Raw genomic sequence first — 19,455 nt, 5'->3', positions numbered from 1 at the left:
TTTGCTTCCCGGGCGGAAGGTCAGGCTACTCCGGGACCACGAGTGCGGGGGTGTCCTTCTTGAGCGTTTCACCCCGGAAGAAGCCGGGCATCTTCTTGTAGACCACGGCCATGACCACCAGGCCGAGCAGGATGATGCCCACGCCGATCACGAACACCAGCCCGACGCCGAACAGTTGCGAGCCGCTGCCAAAGGAAGGGTTCCAGCTGTCCACCGCGGTCTGCAGGAACACGACGCTCAGGCCGATGCCGCCCAGCAGCGGGAACACGAGCCGGAAGAAGAAGTTCCGCACGCTCTTGAACAAGGAGTGCCGGAAGTACCAGACGCAGGCCAGCGCCGTGATCCCGTAGTAGAAGCAGATCATCAGGCCGAGCGCCTGGATGGTGTCGTTGAGGACGTTATCGCTGAGGAACCGCATCATGGCGTAGAAGCCGGCGGAGACAACGCCCGCCACCACCGTGGCGAACACGGGGGACTGGAATCGCGGGTTGACCTTGGCAAATCGCTGCGGCAGGGCCTTGTAGTAGCCCATGGCCAGCAGGCCGCGTGCCGGCGAGACGAACGTGGATTGGAGTGAGGCGCCGCAGCTGGAGAGCACGGCCAGGGACAACAGGATCGCGAACGGGCCCATGACCGGGCTTGCGATGGCCGTGAAGACGTTCTCGGCGATGGCCGGGTTGGTCAGGCCGATTCCGGTGTTCCCGACGCCGGCGAACATGACGGTTGCCACCGAACCCAGCAGGTAGATGACCAGGATGGCGACGGCCACGATGGTTGCGGCGAGCCCCGAGGTCTTCTTCGAGTTGGAGGTTTCCTCGCTCATGGTCAGGCACAGGTCCCAACCCCAGAAGGAGAAGATGGACAGCGACAACCCGGCCGCGAATGCGGAGAAACTGCCAATGCTGAACGGGTTGAACCAGTCCCAGTTGAAGGGGATCCCGCTGGGGGCGTGGCCCTGGGAGATCTTGGAGAACGCGCTGATCACGAACCAGGCGAGCACCACCAGCTGGAAGCCGACCAGCAGGTATTGCACGCTCTTGGTGGTTTTCACGCCGCGGCTGGACACCCAGACGGCGAGTGCCACAAATACCAGGCAGGTCAGGACGTTGACGGGCTTGTTGTCGGCGATCCCGGCAATCCACCCCTGGCCGGTCAGCTGCGAAAGGAACAGATAGAAGAAGTCCACGGCCACGCCGGCCAGGTTGGAGAGCACGATGATGTTCGCGGCCAGCAGCCCCCAGCCGCCCATCCAGCCCACGAACGGGCCGAACGCTTTCGTCACCCAGGTGAACGTGGTGCCGCTGTCGGGGGAGTCGGCGTTGAGTTCCTTGTAGCCGAGCGCCACCATGAACATGGGGATGAAACCGACGATGAAGATGGCGGGCAGGTGGGTGCCGATGGCCTGGACCGTGGGGCCCAGCGTACTCGTGAGCACATAGGCCGGCGCGATGGTGGAGATGCCGATGACGACGACGGCCAGCAGGCCGAGCTGGCCGGCGGCCAGGCCCTTGCCGCCGGGGGACGTCGTCGTCCCCTGGCCGGCCGGGGGCGCGGTGAGTGTGCGGTTCTGACTCATGGGAGAGCCTTTCTAGAGGAGCCGGGGTTGTTGCTGCGTGATGCAGTGGATGCCGCCGCCGCGGGCGAAGAGTTCGCGGGCGTCAACGCTGACCACCCGGCGGCCCGGGTAGGCGTCGGCGAGGATTTGCAGGGCCTTGTCATCCATGGGGTCATCGAAGCTGCAGGCGATCACGCCGCCGTTGACCACCAGGTGGTTGATGTAGCTGTAATCGACAAATCCCTCGTCGTCGGAAATGGCTTCAGGGGCGGGGACCTCGATGATGGTCCAGTTCCGGCCGGCGGCGTCGGTGGCGCCTGCCAGGAAGTCGATGATGGTTTTGGTGATCTCGAAGTCGGGGTGGGCCGGATTGTTTTGCCGGTGGACCAGGAGCGTGCCCGGGCTCGGGATCGCCGCCACAATATCGACGTGGCCGCGGGTGCCAAAGCGTTCCGCGTCCCGGGCCAGGCCGCGCGGCAGCCAAATCACCTTGGTGGCGCCGATGGTGCGGGCCAGCTCGGCCTCCACCTCCGCCTTGGACATCCCCGGGTTGCGGAAGGGATCCAGCTGCACGGTCTCGGTGACCAGGACCGTTCCCTCGCCGTCCACCTGGATGCCGCCACCCTCATTGACCAAGGGGGAATCGATGACGTCGACGCCGGCGAATCCGCCAACGGCTGCACCAATGAGCGAGTCCTTGCCCCAGGTGGCCCAATCCTGGGCGCCCCAACCGTTGAATACCCAGTTCACGGCACCCAGGCGCGGCTCGCCGCCGTCGTCCTTCATGACGAAGGTGGGGCCAATGTCGCGCATCCAGGCGTCGTCCAGCGGTGCCACCTTCACCTGCACCTCGGGTGAGAGGTAGCGGGCGGCGATCTCGACGTCGTCGGGCGCCACGATCATGGTGACCGGTTCAAATTCGACGGCGGCGTTGGCCACGGCGGCCCAGCAGCTGCGGGCGGCGTGGGCCTCCTCCTCGGTGTCGCCGAGGGCATAGCCGCCGGGCGGGAAGGCCATCCAGATCCGGGACTGCGGAGCGGTTTCGGCCGGCATGACCCAGCCCATCAGCGTGCCTGTCCGGTGGTTGCCACTGCGGGTCGCCGTAGGGGTGCGCGGCGTCGACGGGAGCGGTGAGCCGGCCGTACGTTTCGGGGCGGCGGGTGGCCAGGAACGGGAACAGCTCCAGCCAGTCGGCGCGCTGGGCAAGGTCGAGGTCGGCCACCAAAACGGCGGATTCGTCGCGCGGGGCCTGGACGAGGATGCGCCCGTAGGGATCGGAGATGAACGAGGAGCCGTAGAAGTCCACGTTGCCTTCGTTGCCCCAGCGGTTCGGGACCACCATGAACAGGCCGTTGGCGATGCCGTTGCCCACGATCACCTGCTGCCATAACGACTGCGTGTCGAAGTCGGGGAAGGAGGGCTCGGAGCCGATGGCCGTGGGGTAGACCAGCAGTTCCGCCCCGCCCAGCGAATACATGCGGGCCACCTCGGGGAACCATTCATCCCAGCAGGTCGGCATGCCCAGCCGGGCGCCGTGCAGTTCCCCGGGTGCGTGGACCTGGTAGGCGTCCGCGGCATTGGGGCCGGGGCGGAAGTACTTGTCCTCGAAGTAGCCGTCGGTGCGCGGAATGTGCAGTTTGTGCGTCCGGGCCAGCAGCTCGCCGTCGGGGGAGACCAGGATGGCCGTGTTCAGGCCCAGTCCGTCCCCGGCGTCGGCGCGCTGGAACAGGGACGCATGGACCGTGATGCCGAAGTCGCGGGCGGCCTGCGCGGCAAAGGCGAAGGTGGGGCCCGTGAGCAGGTCCTCGGCCGTCGCGTTGGGGGCGCCCTCGGGCAGGGTGTCCGCGGGGTAGCGGGACAGCGTGAGCTCCGGCAGGAACACAGCGGTAGCGCCAAGGGTGGCGGCGCGGGAGATGCCCTCGCGGAGTTCGGTGCGCACGGCGTCCGGAACGGCCTGCCAGCGGTGCTGCACCAGGGCTGCGCGCAGCGGGGCGCGTCCGGTTTCTTGCGTGCGGGCCCAGGAGGCGGGCGGATTGAAGGCTGTCAGTTCCAGCATGACTGCTCCTTGGAGAGATCGGAATCACATAAAACGAATGTCATTCGTTTATTATGGGAGCAACGTCGACGTGAGCGCAAGGGTTAAACGAATATTGTTCGTTATCCTTGGGGGAATCGTTGTTTGGAAGGAACCCGTCATGGCCCGACCGTTGTCTCCGAAGCTTTCCCCCGTGATCATCGCCGAGGCCGCCCTGGCCATGGTGGATGCCCAGGGCGAGTTCACGTTGCCCGCCCTGGCCAAGCGGCTTCGGGTCAGCCCGTCCTCGCTGTACAACCACATCAGCGGCAAGGCTGACATCATCGAGCTCATGCGCGGGCAGGCGGTGGCGGCGGTCGACGTGGCGGGCGCCTCGGAGGGCGAGCCGCACTGGGCCGCGGCCATTCGCGACATCGCGGTGCAGTACCGCAATTCCTATTCGCGGCACCCCCGGTTGATCCCGCTTCTGACCGCCTACTCGGTACGGGACGAGACCACGATCGGCATGTACAACGTGCTGGCGGAGCGGTTTGCCGAGGCCGGGTTCGGGCCCCGGCGCATCCTGGAGGCAATCACCGTGCTGGACAACTACGTGCTGGGCTCGGCCCTGGATGTTGCGGCGCCGGAGGAGGTGTGGGACCCGGGAGCCAAGGCCTCCGCATCGCTGCGGGCGGCCCTTGACGCCGGTTTGGGCCGGGAGCACCGCGCCGACGAAGCTTTCCTGTTTGGGCTGGACCTGATCATGGCCGGCCTGGAGCGCGCAGCGGCCTAGCCGTGCCCCGTCCGAAATATTGCAGAAAATTTAATCAGACTCTGGCGGTTCTCGCGGAGCGGACGTACGCTGGAAAAAGGTCATTGCGCCTGTTTTGGGCGCATGGCGGTCTCAGACTGGCGTTCCTCAAGCGCGCCCGTCACACGCAGTCCTTGGGTGGGGTGAAGGCAGTGGACAATGACGAAAATTCGTCGTTGGGCACCACGCCCATTCTCCGTGCCGTCCGGCTCTCCCTCGGAGCCGCCTTGATCGCCGCAGCCTTCCTGGTTCTGGGATCGACGGGTGCCTTTGCCGCCTCGTCGAACCCCAACTCTTCCTCATCCTCCCCGGCCGCTTCCGGCGGAAAGGGCCTCATTTCGGGCCTGCTCAACCCGGTCGTCAAGCTGGTCGACACCACGGTGTCCCAGGTTCCCGTGGTCAAGGACCTGGTGGGAAGCGACACGGTTTCCAAGATCACCACACCCGTGACAAACGTGACGGACAAGGTCGAAGGCTCGGTAGCCTCCCTTCCCGTCGTTGGCCCGGTTGTTGGGGCTGTCTCAACACCCGTGCAGAACATCACCAACCAGGTGGTGGCCCCGTACTCACCACGGTAACTTCCGTGACGACGCCCGTCCTGGGTGCCGTGGATCAGGTCACCAAACCCGTCACCGCGGTCCTCGCCCCGGTCACCGACACCCTCAATCCCGTCGTCGGCGGCGTGACCGACGGCGTCACCGGAGTCGTTGACGGCGTGGTCGGTGGAGTCGTTGGCGGAGTGGTCGACGGCGTCCTGCCGGGCAACCCCGGAAATCCCGGCAACCCCGGAAATCCGGGAAATCCGTCAAACCCCGGAACGCCGGGCACCCCTACCGACCCAGGAACCCCGTCAACACCCGGCACGCCGTCAAACCCGGGAAATCCGGGCACCCCGACCGGCCCCGGAACCCCGGGCACGCCGGTGACCCCTGGAACACCGGGCGGAAACCATTCGGAACCCCCGGCGACGGGAACCACAGCTCCCGGCGTAGTCGTGCCCGGTGCGCCCGTCCCGGGAGCCCATGACGGCAGTTCAGTAGCGGACCCGCAGCAGGCAGTCGCTTCGGGGCACAAGGCAAGCGGCGCCTCGGCGGCCGCCGCCCGGACCCTGTACAACTTCTCCCAGTCAGACTCCCAGGCCGAAGCGAATTCGGCGTCGGCGCTCTTTGCCGCCAGGCTCCTGCAGGAGTCCTCGGCACCCGCAACAGGACACCCGGTATTCGCGGCCATGACGCTCCCGGGCTCCGGCGGTGCGAGCGCCGCCTGTGCCGCAGCCACGGGCGATTCCGCCGTGGGTCCCTGTCCTCCCGCCGTCATCACGAGCGCGGCGACGGCGGCCTCAGCAAGCATGTCTTCCGGCGGAGCGGGCGGGTCAGCCGGATTCGCGGCCGCCGATGAATTCTTCCCCTTGTCTTTGCGCATGGCAGCGCACGGTGCGCCGTTGTGGGACGTCGACTGGGCCCTGCCTGCCTCCATGCCCTCGGACCCGGGCTCGAGCCCTGACTAGTTGACCGCCGGCCGCCCCGTCCAAGGGAAAACGGCCCCCGGTATTTCCTGGCATTTGCAACCGCAAACCAGGTCAAAAAGACTTTTCAGGAGTTGAACATTATGCATGTCGTCATTCGTCGATCGCTCTGTGCAGCGGTCTTTGCCGGAGGGCTTCTGGCCCTCGGCGCAGGTGCAGCCAACGCTGCAGAACAGCCAGTCACCGGTTCATCCGGTGGCGCCCACGCGGTGCAGAGCACTGTTTCCTCCGTGGTCCAGGGACTGGGCCACCAAACAAATTCGAACTCCTCGGACGGCGGCGGCCTGTTGGGCGGCGTGGTCGGGAACGTCCTGGGCAATGTCCAGGTGGCCGTGCCCGTCACGGTTCCGGTGAATGTCTCCGGCAATGCCGTGGGCGTCCTGGGCAATGCCGTGAGCAGCGGTTCGAAGGCCTCAAACACCACGGTTGCGCCGGCCGTCAAGCAGGACGCCGGTGGGCAGACCGCCGGTTCTTCGCACGGTGACGGCCTGCTGGGCGGCGTGGTCGGGAACGTCTTGGGCAATGTCCAGGTGGCCGTGCCCGTCACGGTTCCGGTGAACTTGTCCGGCAATGCCGTGGGCGTCTTGGGCAACGCTGTCAGCAGCGGTTCCCAGGCAAGCAACACCACTGTTGCCCCGCCCGTGAAGCAGGACGCCGGAAGCCAGACCGCCGGTGGGCAGACCGCCGGTGGGCAGACCGCCGGTGGGCAGAATACGGCAAGCCAGCCCGCGGGAAACCCCAGCACCGGTGGGCAGACCGCCGGAAGCCAGAATGCCGGCTCATCGCACGGTGACGGCCTCCTGGGTGGTGTGGTCGGCAACGTCCTGGGCAATGTCCAGGTGGCGGCCCCCATCACGGTTCCGGTAAATGTTTCCGGTAATGCCGTTGGGGTTTTGGGCAACGCGGTCAGCAGTGGTTCCCACGCCACGAACACCACGGTTGCCCCGCCCGTGAAGCAGGACGCCGGAAGCCAGACCGCCGGTGGGCAGAACACAGGTGGGCAGAACTCAGGTGAGTCCCACGGCGGCGGAATCCTCGGCGGCGTGGTTGGCAATGTCCTGGGCAATGTCCAGGTGGCGGCCCCCGTCACGGTTCCGGTGAATGTGTCCGGCAACGCTGTTGGGGTTTTGGGCAACGCGGTGAGCAGTGGTTCCCACGCCACGAACACCACGGTTGTTCCGGGCGTCAGCCAGACCGCAGGAAGCCAGAATGCCGGCCACTCCAACGGCGGCGGCCTCCTTGGCGGACTGCTGGGCAACGTGCTCGGCAACGTACAGATCGCCGCACCCATCACTGTCCCGATCAACATCTCCGGCAACGCCGTGGGAATCCTGGGAAATGCGGTTTCCGTTGGCTCTGATGTCACCAATGTGGTGACCCCCGGCACGCCGGGTACGCCGGGTACACCGGGTACGCCGGGTACGCCGGGTACACCGGGCACGCCGGGCACGCCGGGCACGCCGGGTACGCCGGGTACGCCGGGCACGCCGGGTACGCCGGGTACGCCGGGTACGCCGGGTACGCCGGGCACGCCGGGCACGCCGGGTACGCCGGGTACGCCGGGTACGCCGGGCACGCCTGGCACCCCCGGTACGCCGTGGACCCCGACGACCCCGTCGGTTCCCGCAACCCCTGTGACGCCGATCATCCAGATCACGCAGTGGGCTCCCCAGGGTGTCACCCAGATGTCACCCGCCGGGAACCTGCAGGCCATGAGCTCGGGCACGGTGGCCATGGACGCCGCCGCACCCGCCCAGCTGGCCTACACCGGTGGCGGCATCTGGCCGGTCTACACGGGAGCGCTTCTGGTGTTCCTGGCCGGCTTCGCGCTGATCCTGCTGCGCCGCTTCCTCTAGGGCTCGCAGCGCCCGTGATGCCCCGCCGGCCCTGCCCCGATCAGGGCTGGACCGGCGGGGACAACCGGCGCACGGCAAGTGCCAGCCACAGCTGGACCCGGTCCGGAGTCAGGGCGGGGTCGTAGCCGGTGAGCTCGGCAATTTGCGTCAAACGGTAGCGGACGGTGTTTCGGTGCAGCGTCAGGGTCTCGGCCACTGCCGCCACCGAACCATTGAGCCGCAGGTACGTTTCAAGGGTGTCGACCAGTTCGGCGCCGTGTGCGGTGTCAAAGGCAAGCAGGGGCCCCAGGGCCTCCGCAGCCATGTCGGCCATGGGAACATCCTCGCTGGCCAACAGAAGGGAGGTCAGGCTCAGCCGCTCTGGCACGTTGACGTCAAGTCCGCGTGACGCGGCCTCACGCGCCTCAAAGTAGCTCCACCGCAGGCCGTTGGCCTGGGAATAGGCGCCACCAATCCCCACGGCGGCGGCGAGTCCAATGCCGTGCATCTGGCGGCTCAAGGCCCGTCCCAGGATGGCCGGATCGCCAAGCTGAGCGGGTACGACGATCAGCAGTTCCTCGCGCTCGTCCGCCTTCATGACGGCGGCGACTGCGGTCTCCAGCTCCGGTGGCAGTGTCATGGTGGAGAGGCTGGCGGACTTTTCGTCCTCCGAGCGCACCAGCAGCACGAAGTTCTTCGCTGCGGGGATGATGCCCAGGTTCTCCAACCTGGCGGTGGCGTCGGCCGCTTCAAGCGTGCCCCGGACAATGTCGGCAATGACCTGTCCGGCGATTTGCCGTGCCGTGTTGCGGCGCTGGAGCAGGTTGTTCAGCTCGATGCTGATCAGTCCGCGGGCGTAGTCAACGATGCCGTCGTCGTGGAACGGCTTGCGCAACCACAGTGTGCTGGCGTCGCGTTTGCCCGTCGACAGCGCCACCGCATGCCAGTCGGCGTCGTTCGGTCCGCTGCCCGGAGCGGTGGAGAACACCTCGCCACCGTATTGGGTGATGGCCAGCTCGGAGCCCACCATGGACGCCAGTTTGCGCAGCAGCGCAGGCAGGCCGCCGCCCGTCAGCAGTGCCCGGGCCAGGACCTGGTGCTCCCGCAGCAGCCGCTCCAGCTTGGTGTAGTGGTCGGAGGAACGTGCGTCGGCCACGAGTTTGCCAATGGCGATGAAGGGGGTGCTGTAGGGCACCTCAACCACGGGCACGGCCCAGCGGTTGGCCTCGGCAATCAGGGCAGGTGGAACGGCGTCGTGCTCAAAGCCAATGCCAAAGCCAATGCCGACGGCGCCCGCCCGCCTGATCTGGCGGACAAAGGAGCGCTGGGCGTCGACGGTGCCCTGCCGCGCGCCCGTGGTCAGGACCAGTTCGCCGCCGCTGAGGAAGGCTTGCGGGTTCTCCAACTCCGTCACGGCCACCCAATCGATGGGCGCGGTCAGCGGGGTCCTGGTGGAGCCCATGTTCTTCAGGTGCAGGGCCGGTGCGGCCATCAAGTCAGCCAGGGAAAGTGCCATGCAATAACTATACAAACGCACTACGTGTGATGGGTGCCATGGTGCAAAATGCCATTCTCGTTCGAGGGGTGTGGGGCTTAGGCTCTGCTTAGGCGGCAAAGACCCAGGACACTGCCGCGTCCTACCCATCGAGTTAAAGAGGTTGAACACTGTGGTCCAAACCTTGCAGAATTTCATCAACGGCGAGTTTGTGCCCGTCACCGGGCCGGATTCCTTGGACATCATCAATCCCGTCAACGGGGAAGTTGTGGCCAAGGCCCCGATTTCGAGCCAGGCCGATGTGGACGCTGCCATGACCGCCGCAGCCACCGCCTTCAAGACGTGGAAGCGTGCCACCCCGGCGCAGCGCCAAAGCGTGCTGTTGAAGCTTGCCGATGCCATCGAGGCACGCAGCGACGAGCTCGTTGAAGCCCAGCACCGCAACACCGGCCAGGTCAAGCAAATGATCGCCGATGAGGAAGTGGGCGCCGGCGCCGACCAGCTGCGCTTCTTTGCCGGTGCCGCCCGCCTGCTGGAAGGCCGCTCCGCCGGCGAGTACATGGAGAACTTCACCTCCTATGTGCGCCGCGAACCCGTGGGCGTCATTGCCCAGGTGACCCCGTGGAACTACCCGTTCCTGATGATGATCTGGAAGATCGGTCCGGCCCTGGCCGCCGGCAACACCGTGGTCCTCAAGCCCAGCGACACCACGCCCGAAAGCACCCTGGTGTTTGCCGACATCGCCAAGGACATCGTCCCCGCCGGCGTGCTGAACTTCGTGCTCGGCAACGGCGCCACGGGTGCCGCACTCGTGGACCACAAGGTGCCGGCCATGGTCTCGATCACCGGATCCGTCCGCGCCGGCATCGCCGTCGCCACGGGCGCCGCCAAGGGCCTCAAGCGGGCGCACCTGGAATTGGGCGGAAAGGCTCCCGCCATCGTCTTCGCCGACGCGAACCTTGGCCAGACGGCACAGTCCATTGCCGAGTTCTCCTTCTTCAACGCCGGCCAGGACTGCACCGCCATCACCCGCGTGCTGGTGGAGGAATCCGCCCACGACGAGTTCGTGGCCGCCCTGGCCACCGCCACGAAGGGCCTGGAAACCGGCCACGAGGACGACTCGCTGAACTACTTCGGCCCGCTCAACAACGTCAACCACTTCAACGCCGTCAGCGAAGTGGTGGCCAACATCCCCGCGTATGCAACGGTGGTCACCGGCGGCAAGCGCGCCGGCGAGAAGGGCTTCTTCTTCGAGGCCACGGTGGTTGACGGCGTGAAGCAAAGCGACGACATCGTGCAGAAGGAAACCTTCGGCCCGGTCATCACGGTCCAGACGTTCAAGACCGAGGAAGAGGCCGTGGAAATGGCCAACGACGTCGAATACGCCCTGGCCTCCAGCGTCTGGACATCCAACCACGGTGTGGCCATGCGCGTCTCCCGCGACCTGGACTTCGGCGCAGTCTGGATCAACACCCACATCATGCTCACTGCAGAGATGCCGCACGGCGGGTTCAAGCAGTCCGGCTACGGCAAGGACCTGTCCATGTACGGCGTGGAGGACTACACCCGCATCAAGCACGTCATGAGCAACCTGGACGCCTAGAGCGCCCCCGCCCACACTTTGACACCCCATTTTGAAAGGTCACCCCATGTCTGAAATCACCTACCGGCTCGAACAAAAACGGCACCTCACCGGCGCGTTCCCCGGCCCGAAGTCCGCAGCGCTCGACGCCCGCCGCAAGGCAGTTGTTGCCGGCGGTGTCGCCTCCAGCGTGCCCGTATACGTTGCCGACGCCGACGGCGGCATCATTACCGATGTGGACGGCAACTCCTTCATCGACCTCGGTTCGGGCATTGCCGTGACCAGTGTGGGCGCCTCCGATGCGAACGTCGTCGAGGCCGTGCAGGAACAGGTTGGCCACTTCACGCACACCTGTTTCATGGTCACCCCGTACGAGAGCTACGTTGCCGTTGCCGAGGAACTGAACACCCTCACCCCCGGCACGCATGAGAAGCGCACCGTGCTGTTCAACTCCGGCGCCGAAGCCGTGGAAAACGCCGTCAAGGTGGCCCGCCTGGCCACCGGTCGCGACGCGATCGTCGCCTTCGACCACGCCTACCACGGCCGCACCAACCTGACCATGGCACTGACCGCCAAGGCCATGCCGTACAAGACCAACTTTGGCCCGTTCGCACCGGAGATCTACCGCGTGCCCATGAGCTACCCGTACCGCGAGGAAGCCGACATCAAGGGTGAGGAAGCGGCCCGCCGCGCCATCACCATGATCGAAAAGCAGATTGGCGCCGACTCCGTGGCCGCCATCGTGATCGAACCGATCCAGGGCGAGGGCGGCTTCATCGTCCCCGCCGACGGCTTCCTGCCCGCCCTGGCCGCCTGGGCCAAGGAAAACGGCGTCGTCTTCATTGCCGACGAAGTCCAGTCCGGCTTCTGCCGCACGGGCGAATGGTTTGCCTCCCAGCACGAGGGCGTTGTCCCGGACATCATCACGATGGCCAAGGGCATCGGCGGCGGTTTGCCGCTCTCCGCCATCACGGGCCGCGCCGAGCTCATGGACGCCGTGCACCCCGGCGGCCTTGGCGGCACCTACGGCGGAAACCCGGTGGCCTGCGCCGCCGCCCTGGCCGCCATCAAGACCATGAAGGAGCACGACCTCAACGGCCGCGCCCAGAACATTGAAAAGATCGTCACCGACCGCTTCACGGCGCTCGTTGAGGAACTTGGCGAGAACGGCATCATCGGCGAGATCCGCGGCCGCGGCGCCATGATGGCAATCGAACTGGTCAAGCCGGGCACCGCCCACACAACCAAGGAAGCGAACGCGGAGGCCGCCAAGGCCATCGCCGGCGCCTGCCTGCAGGCCGGCGTCGTGATCCTCACCTGCGGCACCTACGGCAACGTCATCCGCCTGCTCCCGCCGTTGGTCATCGGCGACGAACTGCTCAACGACGGCCTGGACGTATTGTCCGACGCCGTACGCGCAGCCTCCAACTAGTTTGGAAAGCCCCGCGTAGACGGAACGTAAGGCACTGAACGACGGCGGCACCCCGAGGGAACTTTTCCCCGGGGTGCCGCCGTCGTTTGTTTCGTGGGTAGGTGCCCGGCGTGGATAGGCTGGGGCGAACATCTTCCGTGCCGGACATTGTCCGGGCACGGCACACGCATCTTGGGGGTTGCATGGAACACGTGGAGTTTGACGAGCGGTACCCGGCCATCTTTCAGCCCGGCGGCGACGAGCTGCCCCGCACGGCGCACACTGCCGCGGCGCCCATCTTCGCGCCGCCGGCCACCACGCCGCAGACAACCAATGAGCCGGCCCCGCTGATACAAGCGCCGGCGCGGCCCTTGGTGGCGCCGACAGTGAGCGCACCTCCGGTCCCGGTGTCCCGCGCGGTCCGCGTGGCGCCGGCACATGAGCGGTTTGTCCCGGAGCAGGCTCCGCTTCCGCCGGCCGGGCAGCCCGCCCCCGCGGTTCAAGCCGCCCACGTCTCTCCGGCCACATCCGATGCCGTTGATGCGGGGGAGGGAACCGCGTCGCACCCCGCAGCCGGGCTCCCGGGGGAAACAGGCACGCAGGCGCAGCCCGATGAGATCCTGCCCGGGGCGCGGCGGATTCACTGGAGTACGCGGTCGTGGGTCGTCGGCATGGGCGCGGGTCTGCTGGCCATCGCGGCCGGCGTATTTTGCCTGTTCGCGGCGGTGCTGATTCCTTCATCCCGAAGTGTTGCCGGCGATGGATCCGACGGGATGAGGATGGTCACTTGGGTAACATTTTTGACCTCGGTGGCTCCTTCGCTGGTCATTGCCGGCCTCGGCATGGTCGCGGCGATGTTCATCGTGGGTTCCCGCCATTACACGGCGAGAGCCCGCTGGCTGTGGGCCGGGGCGGCGGTGGTGGGCGTGATCGCGACTGTCGGGGCAGTCCTGGCTATGTTTTCCCCCAACCTTTTTGCAAAGTACATGTACTTTGAGGCGGAATCCGGCGGGTACTCCAGTTCATCGTTGATGATGCTGATGTACTCAGCAATGCAACCGTTGACGGTGTTTGGCTTATCCGTGCTGGCCGTAGTGGCCATTGTGCGCCCGGGAGCCAGCCGCGCGGGTGCTGTTGCGTCCGGCCCGGCAGCGTTGCTGGCAGGTGGCATGCTCCTTGTCGGTGCGGTGGTTGCGTTGTTTGCACCCCAACTGTTCCCGCGGTCCATGTCGAGCACCACCCAAACCATGGGGGACATGACCTTTTCAACCATCCCATGGCCAACCATCGTTTCCGGCTCCGGCAGCTCCGTTGCGCTCGTTGGCGCCGGGATCTTCCTCTGGGGCGTGCTGATCCAGGCAACATCCCGGCGGGTCTATGCCGAGGATCCCAATGACGAATTGGAAGCAGAACCGGCCGCCTAGTGGGTAGGCTGATCCCACTATCGACAGGAGCGCGGTGCCGTTGAACCGGTTCCGCCCAGCCGCAGTGGGGGAGTCATGGGAAACGCACGCTTTGATGACAGATATCCGGAAATATTCCAGGCCGGCGGAGACAGCGGGTTGCGGAGCCCTGAGCCCTCGCCACATGCCGGCGTCGACGTGTCGGATGACGCCGGCTCCGTAATCACGGATCGCATCGACCCCGCCCCGCGCGATGACGCGCCGGTGCCCGCGTCCTTGTCTGCGCCGACGGACCTGCCTGCGGCTTTGCCGGAGCCCGCGTGGTCGCCGCGGCGGTGGGTTCCGGCCGTCGCCGCCGCTGTCCTCATGCTGGCGGTTGCAGTTTTTTGCATCACGGCCCAGTACTGGCTGCCTGCCGCCAAGACGTCCAATCCCGCGGACTACCACGGCCTCACCATGGATCCCTGGGGGCGCGTGATCTTCATGGCGGCACCGGCGTTCCTGGCGGGCGGCCTCGGCATTGTCGGGGCGCTGCTCTTTCTGGCCTCGCGGCGTTCGGCGAAGGCCGAACTGGCCTGCAGGCTGGCGTTAGGGGTGCTGGGTGTCCTGGTTTCCGCCGCCGGATATGTGGCCTTGTTCGCGAACTTCCTTTTCCCTGAAGCACTCCAGTTCGGTTCGCCGGGCGATGAGACGGTCACACCGGACATTCCATGGCCGTACGCGATTGGGCCGAGTGGCGTTTCGCTCCTGACGCTGGGGCTCCTGATCCTGGCGGTCCTGCTGGTGGTACCTCGCCGCTGGCAATCGGGCGGCCCTGAACGGCGGGCGACGCTGCGGTCGGGGCGGGCCCGGGCGGCCTGGTTCGGCGCAGCCTGCTTGGCGGGTGGCGTGTTTTCAATGATGCTGCCCTACATCTTCCCGTTGTCGACTGCTTCACAGACGGTTGAATTGGCCAACGGCGGCACGACCTTGATGAGTTCATGGTCGAACCAGGCGGGCATCCTCATGCCGTCGCTGCTGCTGGTGGGCGTGATCGCCGTGGCCTGGGCGGTGATCCTGCCCGCGGTGGCGCCGGCAGCCGATGCTGAGGACGACGGCTGGCAGGCGGCAGACGTCGTCGAACCCTGACCCCCGCAAACCGGCGCCGCCCGTGCCCTGTTCGGCGCGGCCCGGCGGCTGTACAGTCAGTGCTACGAACGCCTCGGCGCGCCGGTACCGTCCGCCCGCCGGGCCCACCGAAGGGTTGATTGCATGAAATATGTAGTTGGTTACCGGCCTGACGACCGTGGCGAAGATGCCGTTGCCCTTGCCGGGGTCATTGCAAGGACGCAGGGCGCCGAACTCCACCTGGTCAACGTGATCCGCGGCAGCATGGTGGAGGTGCCCGAAACCCAAAAGCAGGCCCTGTCCATGGTGCCCGACGATGTTACGGCCACGTTCTCCACGCGCAGGGCCGAGTCCTTTGCTCACGGCCTGATCGAGGCGGCAGCGGAGGACGACGCCGCGCTGATCGTGGTCGGCGCCGCCAGCAACGGCCTGTTCAAACGGTTCACCGTCGGTTCGGTGGCCAACGGGCTGCTGCACGCGTCCCAGGTGCCGGTGGCGCTGGCGCCCCGCGGCTACAACCGGCGGGACAAACTGACCCGGCTCACGGTCATGGTCGGCATGCGCGAGGGCTGGCAGGCAGTGCTCGACGTCGGCGTCACGGCGGCCGGGCGGCGCAACGTGCCGCTGCGCCTGGTTTCCGTGGTGGAGATCGACCAGCTGGAGCAGGAGGACTTTGACCTGGACAACGCCCTCAGCCCCGCCCGGCAGCACGTCAACACGGTGCTTGCCGACGCCGCAGCAAGGCTTCCCGAGGACACTGTCACGGTGACCCTGGCCCACGGACGCAACATTGAGGAAGCCGTCGACGGGATCGGCTGGAAATCCGGCGAGCTCGTGGTGGTTGGTTCCAGCCGCCTGGCCGAGAACCGCAAGATCTTCCTCGGCTCCACGGCCAACAAGATCCTCCGCGCACTTCCGGTGCCCATGGTGGTGGTTCCGCGCGACTTCCAGGCGCAGGGGATCTAGTCGAGGGACCCTGCCTACACCGGCGGCCGAGCCGGAATTCCCTCGCCGGCTAGGCCGCCAGGAAGGCGTCGCTGAACAGGAGTTGCAGGCCCTCGGCCATGGTGGGGTGGGCGATCACGGCGTCGCGCAGCTGCTGGTAGGGAAGCTTGCCCAGGATGGCCATCTGGACAACGGCGATGACCTCGCTGGACTCATGGCCGTGGAGCGCGACACCGAGGATCATGTCGGTATCGCGGTCCACCACGGCCTTCCAGCGGCCGTCCAGCTGGCCCACCGTGCGTGCTCGGGGGATGGCGGAGACGGGCATGGCGGCGACCCGGATGTTGTAGCCCGCGTGCAGGGCCTCGGTTTCGCTCAGCCCCACCCGTCCCAGCTCCGGCGTGGTGAACACGCAGTAGGGGATGAGCCGGTCCTTGGTGCTCCACGAGCCGCCGGCCAGGTTGGTCTTGAGGATCCTGTAGTCGTTCCAGGAGGCGTGAGTGAACTGCGGAGTGCCCGCTACGTCGCCCGCGGCCCAGACGTTGTCCGCCGTGGCGCGCAAGTATTCGTCCACGCGCACCAGCCCGGAATCGGTGAGCTCGACGCCCGCAGCATCCAGGCCCAGCCCGTCCGTTACCGGGGTGCGCCCCACCGCAACGAGGATCTCAGCGGCGGTTACTGACGTGCCGTCGGACAGTTCCATGGTGACCCCGGAATCGGTGCGGGATACCGCAGTCGCCGAGACGCCCGTGCGGACATTCACGCCGTCGGCCGTGAGGGCGTTGGCCACCGATTCGGATACGTCAACGTCTTCATTTGGCAGCAGGACGCCCCTGCGCTGCACCACCGTGACCCGCACGCCCATGATGGAAAGCATGGAGGCAAATTCGCAGCCAATGTAGCCGCCACCCAGGATGAGGATGCTCTCCGGCAGTGATTCAAGCGCCAAAATGGAGGTGCTCGTCAGCGGCGCGGAATCGCGCAACCCCGGCAGGTCCGGCACGAACGGAACCATGCCGGTGTTGACCACCACATTGGTGCCGCGCAGCGTGCGGCGGGCACCGGCGTCGTCGGTCACTTCAACGGTGCGCGGGGCGGTGAAGCGGGCCTCGCCGATCACCAGGTCCATGCCGGAGGCCAGGAACGACTTCCGCTGCCCGGCGACCATGGTGCCCACTACCTCCTCCTTGCGGGCGCGCAGCAGGTCAATGTCAATGGCAGGCGAACCTGACATGGTGATCCCAAATTCGGCGGCGCGGCGCGTCACCGACAGCAGCCGGGCACTGTTGACGAGGGTCTTGGTGGGGATGCAGGCGACGTTGATGCAGGTGCCCCCGATCATGCCCCGCTCCACCATGGCCACGCGCTGCCCGGCCGCCGCCAGATCCATGGCCAGGGATTTGCCGGCCTTGCCTCCGCCAACCACCAAAAGATCAAATTCCTCAACAGCCATGTGCATGCCCTTCCTCGAGGTGGGGGTGAAGCTAGGCGGTTGCGGCCTTCCGCAGCCTCGCCGTGTGCCGGTAATTCCGCAGCGTATCGACCGTCAAGATCACCAACGCAAGCCACACTATGCCAAAACCAATCCACCGGTCGAGGCCCATGTGCTCGTTCAGCAGGGTCACGGCCACCACGAACTGCAGCAGCGGCGCCACGTACTGGAGCAGGCCGATCGTCGTCATGGGCAGGCGCCGGGCGGATGCGCCAAACAGCAGCAGCGGCACGGCCGTAATGACGCCGGAGGCGGCCATCAACCAGAAGTGGCCGGCGCCCAGGCCAGTCAACGTCGCCTGCCCCACCAGGGTCAACACCACCATGGTCACCACGGCGAACGGTGCCAGCACGGCGGTTTCCACGCTCAGGCTGGTGAGGGCGTCCACCTTTCCGCCCACCCGGTTCTTGACGAAGCCGTAGAAGCCGAAGCTGAACGCCAGGACCAGCGCAATCCAGGGCAGCTTTCCATAACTGACGGTCAGGACGACGACGGCGGCCACGCCGACGCCGACGGCCAGCCACTGCAGGGGCCGCAGCTTTTCCTTGAGCACGATGACGCCGAGCAGCACGGACACAAGCGGGTTGATGAAGTAGCCCAGGGACCCTTCAATGGCGTTTCCCGTGGTCACTGCGAAGACATAGGTGAGCCAGTTGATGACGATGAGGACGCCGGCAATGGCCAGCGGCCAGAGCACGCGCGGATTCTTCACTGCGGCGCTGAATTTTCCCCAGGAGCGCGTGGCCGTGATGAGGACGGCGCAGAAGATTACCGACCAGACCACCCGGTTGGCCACGATCTCGATGCTGTTGGCCGGCATGAGCCAGATGAAGTACAGCGGCAGGAGCCCCCACAACCCATAGGCGCCAAAGCCGAAGATCATTCCGGTGGCGGTTTCCGTGCGGGCCGGCCGGCCCGCCTTCGCTGTTGTTGGGGGAGTGGACACTGGGGTGGTTTTACTAGTTGACACAGCCTCATAACAGCATGCCCGTGGGTAATATTCCATATCCACAGCGCAAGGATTGGCCGGGTTTGGCGCCTAGAACACGTTCTGGACGTTTCCGCTGAGCGTCGGGGCGTTGGCTGCGCCGTTGGATTGGGAGCCGAGGATCTTGATCGGATTGGTCCCCGTGGCGCTGATGGACAGGTTGGACAACGCGCAGCCGGTGAGCAGCCACTGGTTTGCAACGTGGTTGTTGGCCTTGATGTTCGTGTACCAGAGCGTGTTGCCCGTAAAGGTGGGGGGCAGCAGGCCGTCGACCACCACGCCGGATCCGGGATCGGTGGACACGCCGCCGATCGGGAAGGCCGCGTTGGAGGTCCAGCGGGCCCCGCCGCTGCCGTTGCTGTGGTTGAACGTGTTGCCGGTGACGGCGCCGTGGTTCCAATTGTCCGAGGTCTGCGCGCCAAAGGGGCTGGTCTTCGCGTACGAATAGTAGGCGCCGTAGCAGTTCACCACCACGTTTCCCGTAGTGGTCAGGTTGCCGGAGCTGTTCCAGATGGCCAGGCGGTTGGTGTTGAACACGTTGTTGGCCAGCAGTGAGTACTCGGCCCGGTCGGCGAAGGACACGCCAAAGTAGCAGCGGACAAAGTTGTTCCCCTGCACGTGCCCGCGGTAGGAAAAGTAGTCGTCGGAGGTCGACCCGGTGACCGCGATCCCGGCACCCAGCCAGTAGTTGAAATCGCAGTCGGTGATCCGGAAGCTCGTGCAGCGAACCAGCTTGATGGCCGTGTGGGCAAAATTTGCCGCCGCATTCAAGGTGTCGTCGGTGCGGCCCTGCAGGGTGAGGCCCCGGATGGTGATGCCCACCTTTGACGTGGCGGTGAACGCGCCCATGGACTCCTGGGCCACGGTGATGATGGCGCCGTTGCCCTCGATCAGCGTGTTGTTGGGCAGATCCACAGGAGCCGCCAAGGTATAGGCGGCGCCGGCAACGAGCTGGACCTGGGGCGTGCGGGCAAGCGTTGCCGCCCAGTCGTCGTCCGGGCCAAGAACCGGCAATGTCAGGTTGGTGTCTGCGGCGTGGGCCGCAGGGGAGAGGGCGACGCCGGCCAGGGCTCCCAGCCCCGCGACGCCGGCGCCCGCCAACAAGCCGCGACGGCCAAGCGGCGACACGGAACGCTTTGAGGTGGGATGTGCCATGTGGGTTCTCCTGTAATAAAACTGCTGCCGGATGAAAATCTGCTCTAATGTGACACAGAATACACATTTTCAATCAATGTTGTGCAGAATTCTGTTTGTGACGATGCCCGGCCGGCGCCGTGGCCATCCCTGTGCAC

General features: G+C 66.3%; 16 protein-coding genes. 9 read left to right on the top strand and 7 right to left on the bottom strand.

Annotated elements, in window-relative coordinates; all coding sequences use genetic code 11:
• Window positions 1-25: 25 nt before the first annotated feature.
• From AL755_RS19490 to AL755_RS19480, 3 genes are read right to left on the bottom strand one after another with little or no spacing between them, the layout of a single operon-like run.
• On the bottom strand, window positions 26-1,576 hold the full coding sequence (locus tag AL755_RS19490) for an APC family permease (RefSeq protein WP_054012423.1): 1,551 nt from the start codon (window positions 1,574-1,576) through the stop codon (window positions 26-28).
• A gap of 12 nt (window positions 1,577-1,588) precedes the next feature.
• The gene (locus AL755_RS19485; protein ID WP_237762554.1) at window positions 1,589-2,572 is read right to left on the bottom strand and encodes an agmatine deiminase family protein; all 984 of its coding nucleotides are present in this window, start codon (window positions 2,570-2,572) and stop codon (window positions 1,589-1,591) included.
• Entirely contained in the window at window positions 2,469-3,611 is a 1,143-nt protein-coding gene (locus AL755_RS19480) for a nitrilase-related carbon-nitrogen hydrolase (protein WP_237762553.1), read from the bottom strand. The genes AL755_RS19485 and AL755_RS19480 overlap by 104 nt, the downstream gene beginning before the upstream one ends.
• 139 nt (window positions 3,612-3,750) lie before the next feature.
• Here AL755_RS19480 and AL755_RS19475 point away from each other — a divergent pair, with 139 nt between their 5' ends.
• The 4 genes from AL755_RS19475 (at window position 3,751) to AL755_RS24185 (ending at window position 7,761) form a co-directional block, all read left to right on the top strand.
• Window positions 3,751-4,362, top strand: coding sequence for a TetR/AcrR family transcriptional regulator (locus AL755_RS19475; protein ID WP_054012421.1), 612 nt, complete (start codon window positions 3,751-3,753; stop codon window positions 4,360-4,362).
• Between the two features lie 170 nt (window positions 4,363-4,532).
• Window positions 4,533-4,958: a hypothetical protein gene (locus AL755_RS19470; protein ID WP_150117186.1), complete on the top strand. Its 426-nt coding sequence runs from the start codon at window positions 4,533-4,535 to the stop codon at window positions 4,956-4,958.
• A 5-nt stretch (window positions 4,959-4,963) separates the two neighbouring features.
• The gene (locus AL755_RS24190; protein ID WP_054012419.1) at window positions 4,964-5,887 is read left to right on the top strand and encodes a hypothetical protein; all 924 of its coding nucleotides are present in this window, start codon (window positions 4,964-4,966) and stop codon (window positions 5,885-5,887) included.
• Between the two features lie 101 nt (window positions 5,888-5,988).
• A complete protein-coding gene (locus tag AL755_RS24185; RefSeq protein ID WP_054012418.1) occupies window positions 5,989-7,761 on the top strand; it encodes a hypothetical protein in 1,773 nt (590 codons plus the stop codon).
• Window positions 7,762-7,801: 40 nt separating this feature from the next.
• On the opposite strand, the gene AL755_RS19455 is transcribed toward AL755_RS24185, so the two are convergent.
• Window positions 7,802-9,256, bottom strand: a complete 1,455-nt coding sequence (locus tag AL755_RS19455; RefSeq protein ID WP_054012417.1) for a PucR family transcriptional regulator — start codon at window positions 9,254-9,256, stop codon at window positions 7,802-7,804.
• A 151-nt stretch (window positions 9,257-9,407) separates the two neighbouring features.
• Here AL755_RS19455 and AL755_RS19450 point away from each other — a divergent pair, with 151 nt between their 5' ends.
• The 5 genes from AL755_RS19450 (at window position 9,408) to AL755_RS19430 (ending at window position 15,704) form a co-directional block, all read left to right on the top strand.
• Window positions 9,408-10,838 carry a gamma-aminobutyraldehyde dehydrogenase gene (locus AL755_RS19450; protein ID WP_054012416.1) on the top strand — a complete coding sequence of 477 codons (1,431 nt, stop codon included), beginning with the start codon at window positions 9,408-9,410 and terminating at the stop codon, window positions 10,836-10,838.
• Window positions 10,839-10,884: 46 nt separating this feature from the next.
• The gene (gabT, locus tag AL755_RS19445; RefSeq protein ID WP_054012415.1) at window positions 10,885-12,249 is read left to right on the top strand and encodes a 4-aminobutyrate--2-oxoglutarate transaminase; all 1,365 of its coding nucleotides are present in this window, start codon (window positions 10,885-10,887) and stop codon (window positions 12,247-12,249) included.
• A 182-nt stretch (window positions 12,250-12,431) separates the two neighbouring features.
• Window positions 12,432-13,652 (top strand): hypothetical protein, encoded by a 1,221-nt coding sequence (locus AL755_RS19440; RefSeq protein ID WP_150117185.1) that lies wholly within the window; start codon window positions 12,432-12,434, stop codon window positions 13,650-13,652.
• 75 nt (window positions 13,653-13,727) lie between these two features.
• Entirely contained in the window at window positions 13,728-14,759 is a 1,032-nt protein-coding gene (locus AL755_RS19435; RefSeq protein WP_054012413.1) for a hypothetical protein, read from the top strand.
• Between the two features lie 123 nt (window positions 14,760-14,882).
• Complete coding sequence (locus AL755_RS19430; RefSeq protein WP_054012412.1) at window positions 14,883-15,704, top strand: universal stress protein; 822 nt, start codon at window positions 14,883-14,885, stop codon at window positions 15,702-15,704.
• Between the two features lie 49 nt (window positions 15,705-15,753).
• Here the strand turns inward: AL755_RS19430 and AL755_RS19425 are convergent, their stop codons facing one another.
• From AL755_RS19425 to AL755_RS19415, 3 genes are read right to left on the bottom strand one after another with little or no spacing between them, the layout of a single operon-like run.
• Window positions 15,754-17,136: a dihydrolipoyl dehydrogenase family protein gene (locus tag AL755_RS19425; RefSeq protein WP_237762552.1), complete on the bottom strand. Its 1,383-nt coding sequence runs from the start codon at window positions 17,134-17,136 to the stop codon at window positions 15,754-15,756.
• A 31-nt stretch (window positions 17,137-17,167) separates the two neighbouring features.
• Entirely contained in the window at window positions 17,168-18,181 is a 1,014-nt protein-coding gene (gene rarD, locus AL755_RS19420; protein ID WP_054012410.1) for an EamA family transporter RarD, read from the bottom strand.
• A gap of 33 nt (window positions 18,182-18,214) precedes the next feature.
• Complete coding sequence (locus AL755_RS19415; protein WP_054012409.1) at window positions 18,215-19,318, bottom strand: hypothetical protein; 1,104 nt, start codon at window positions 19,316-19,318, stop codon at window positions 18,215-18,217.
• Window positions 19,319-19,455 lie beyond the last annotated feature (137 nt).

The sequence above is a fragment of the Arthrobacter sp. ERGS1:01 genome, assembly GCF_001281315.1.
In the GTDB taxonomy this organism is placed as follows: domain Bacteria; phylum Actinomycetota; class Actinomycetes; order Actinomycetales; family Micrococcaceae; genus Specibacter.
The sequence above is the reverse complement of the archived record's forward strand: the minus strand, read 5'-3'. Positions and strand labels throughout refer to the sequence as shown.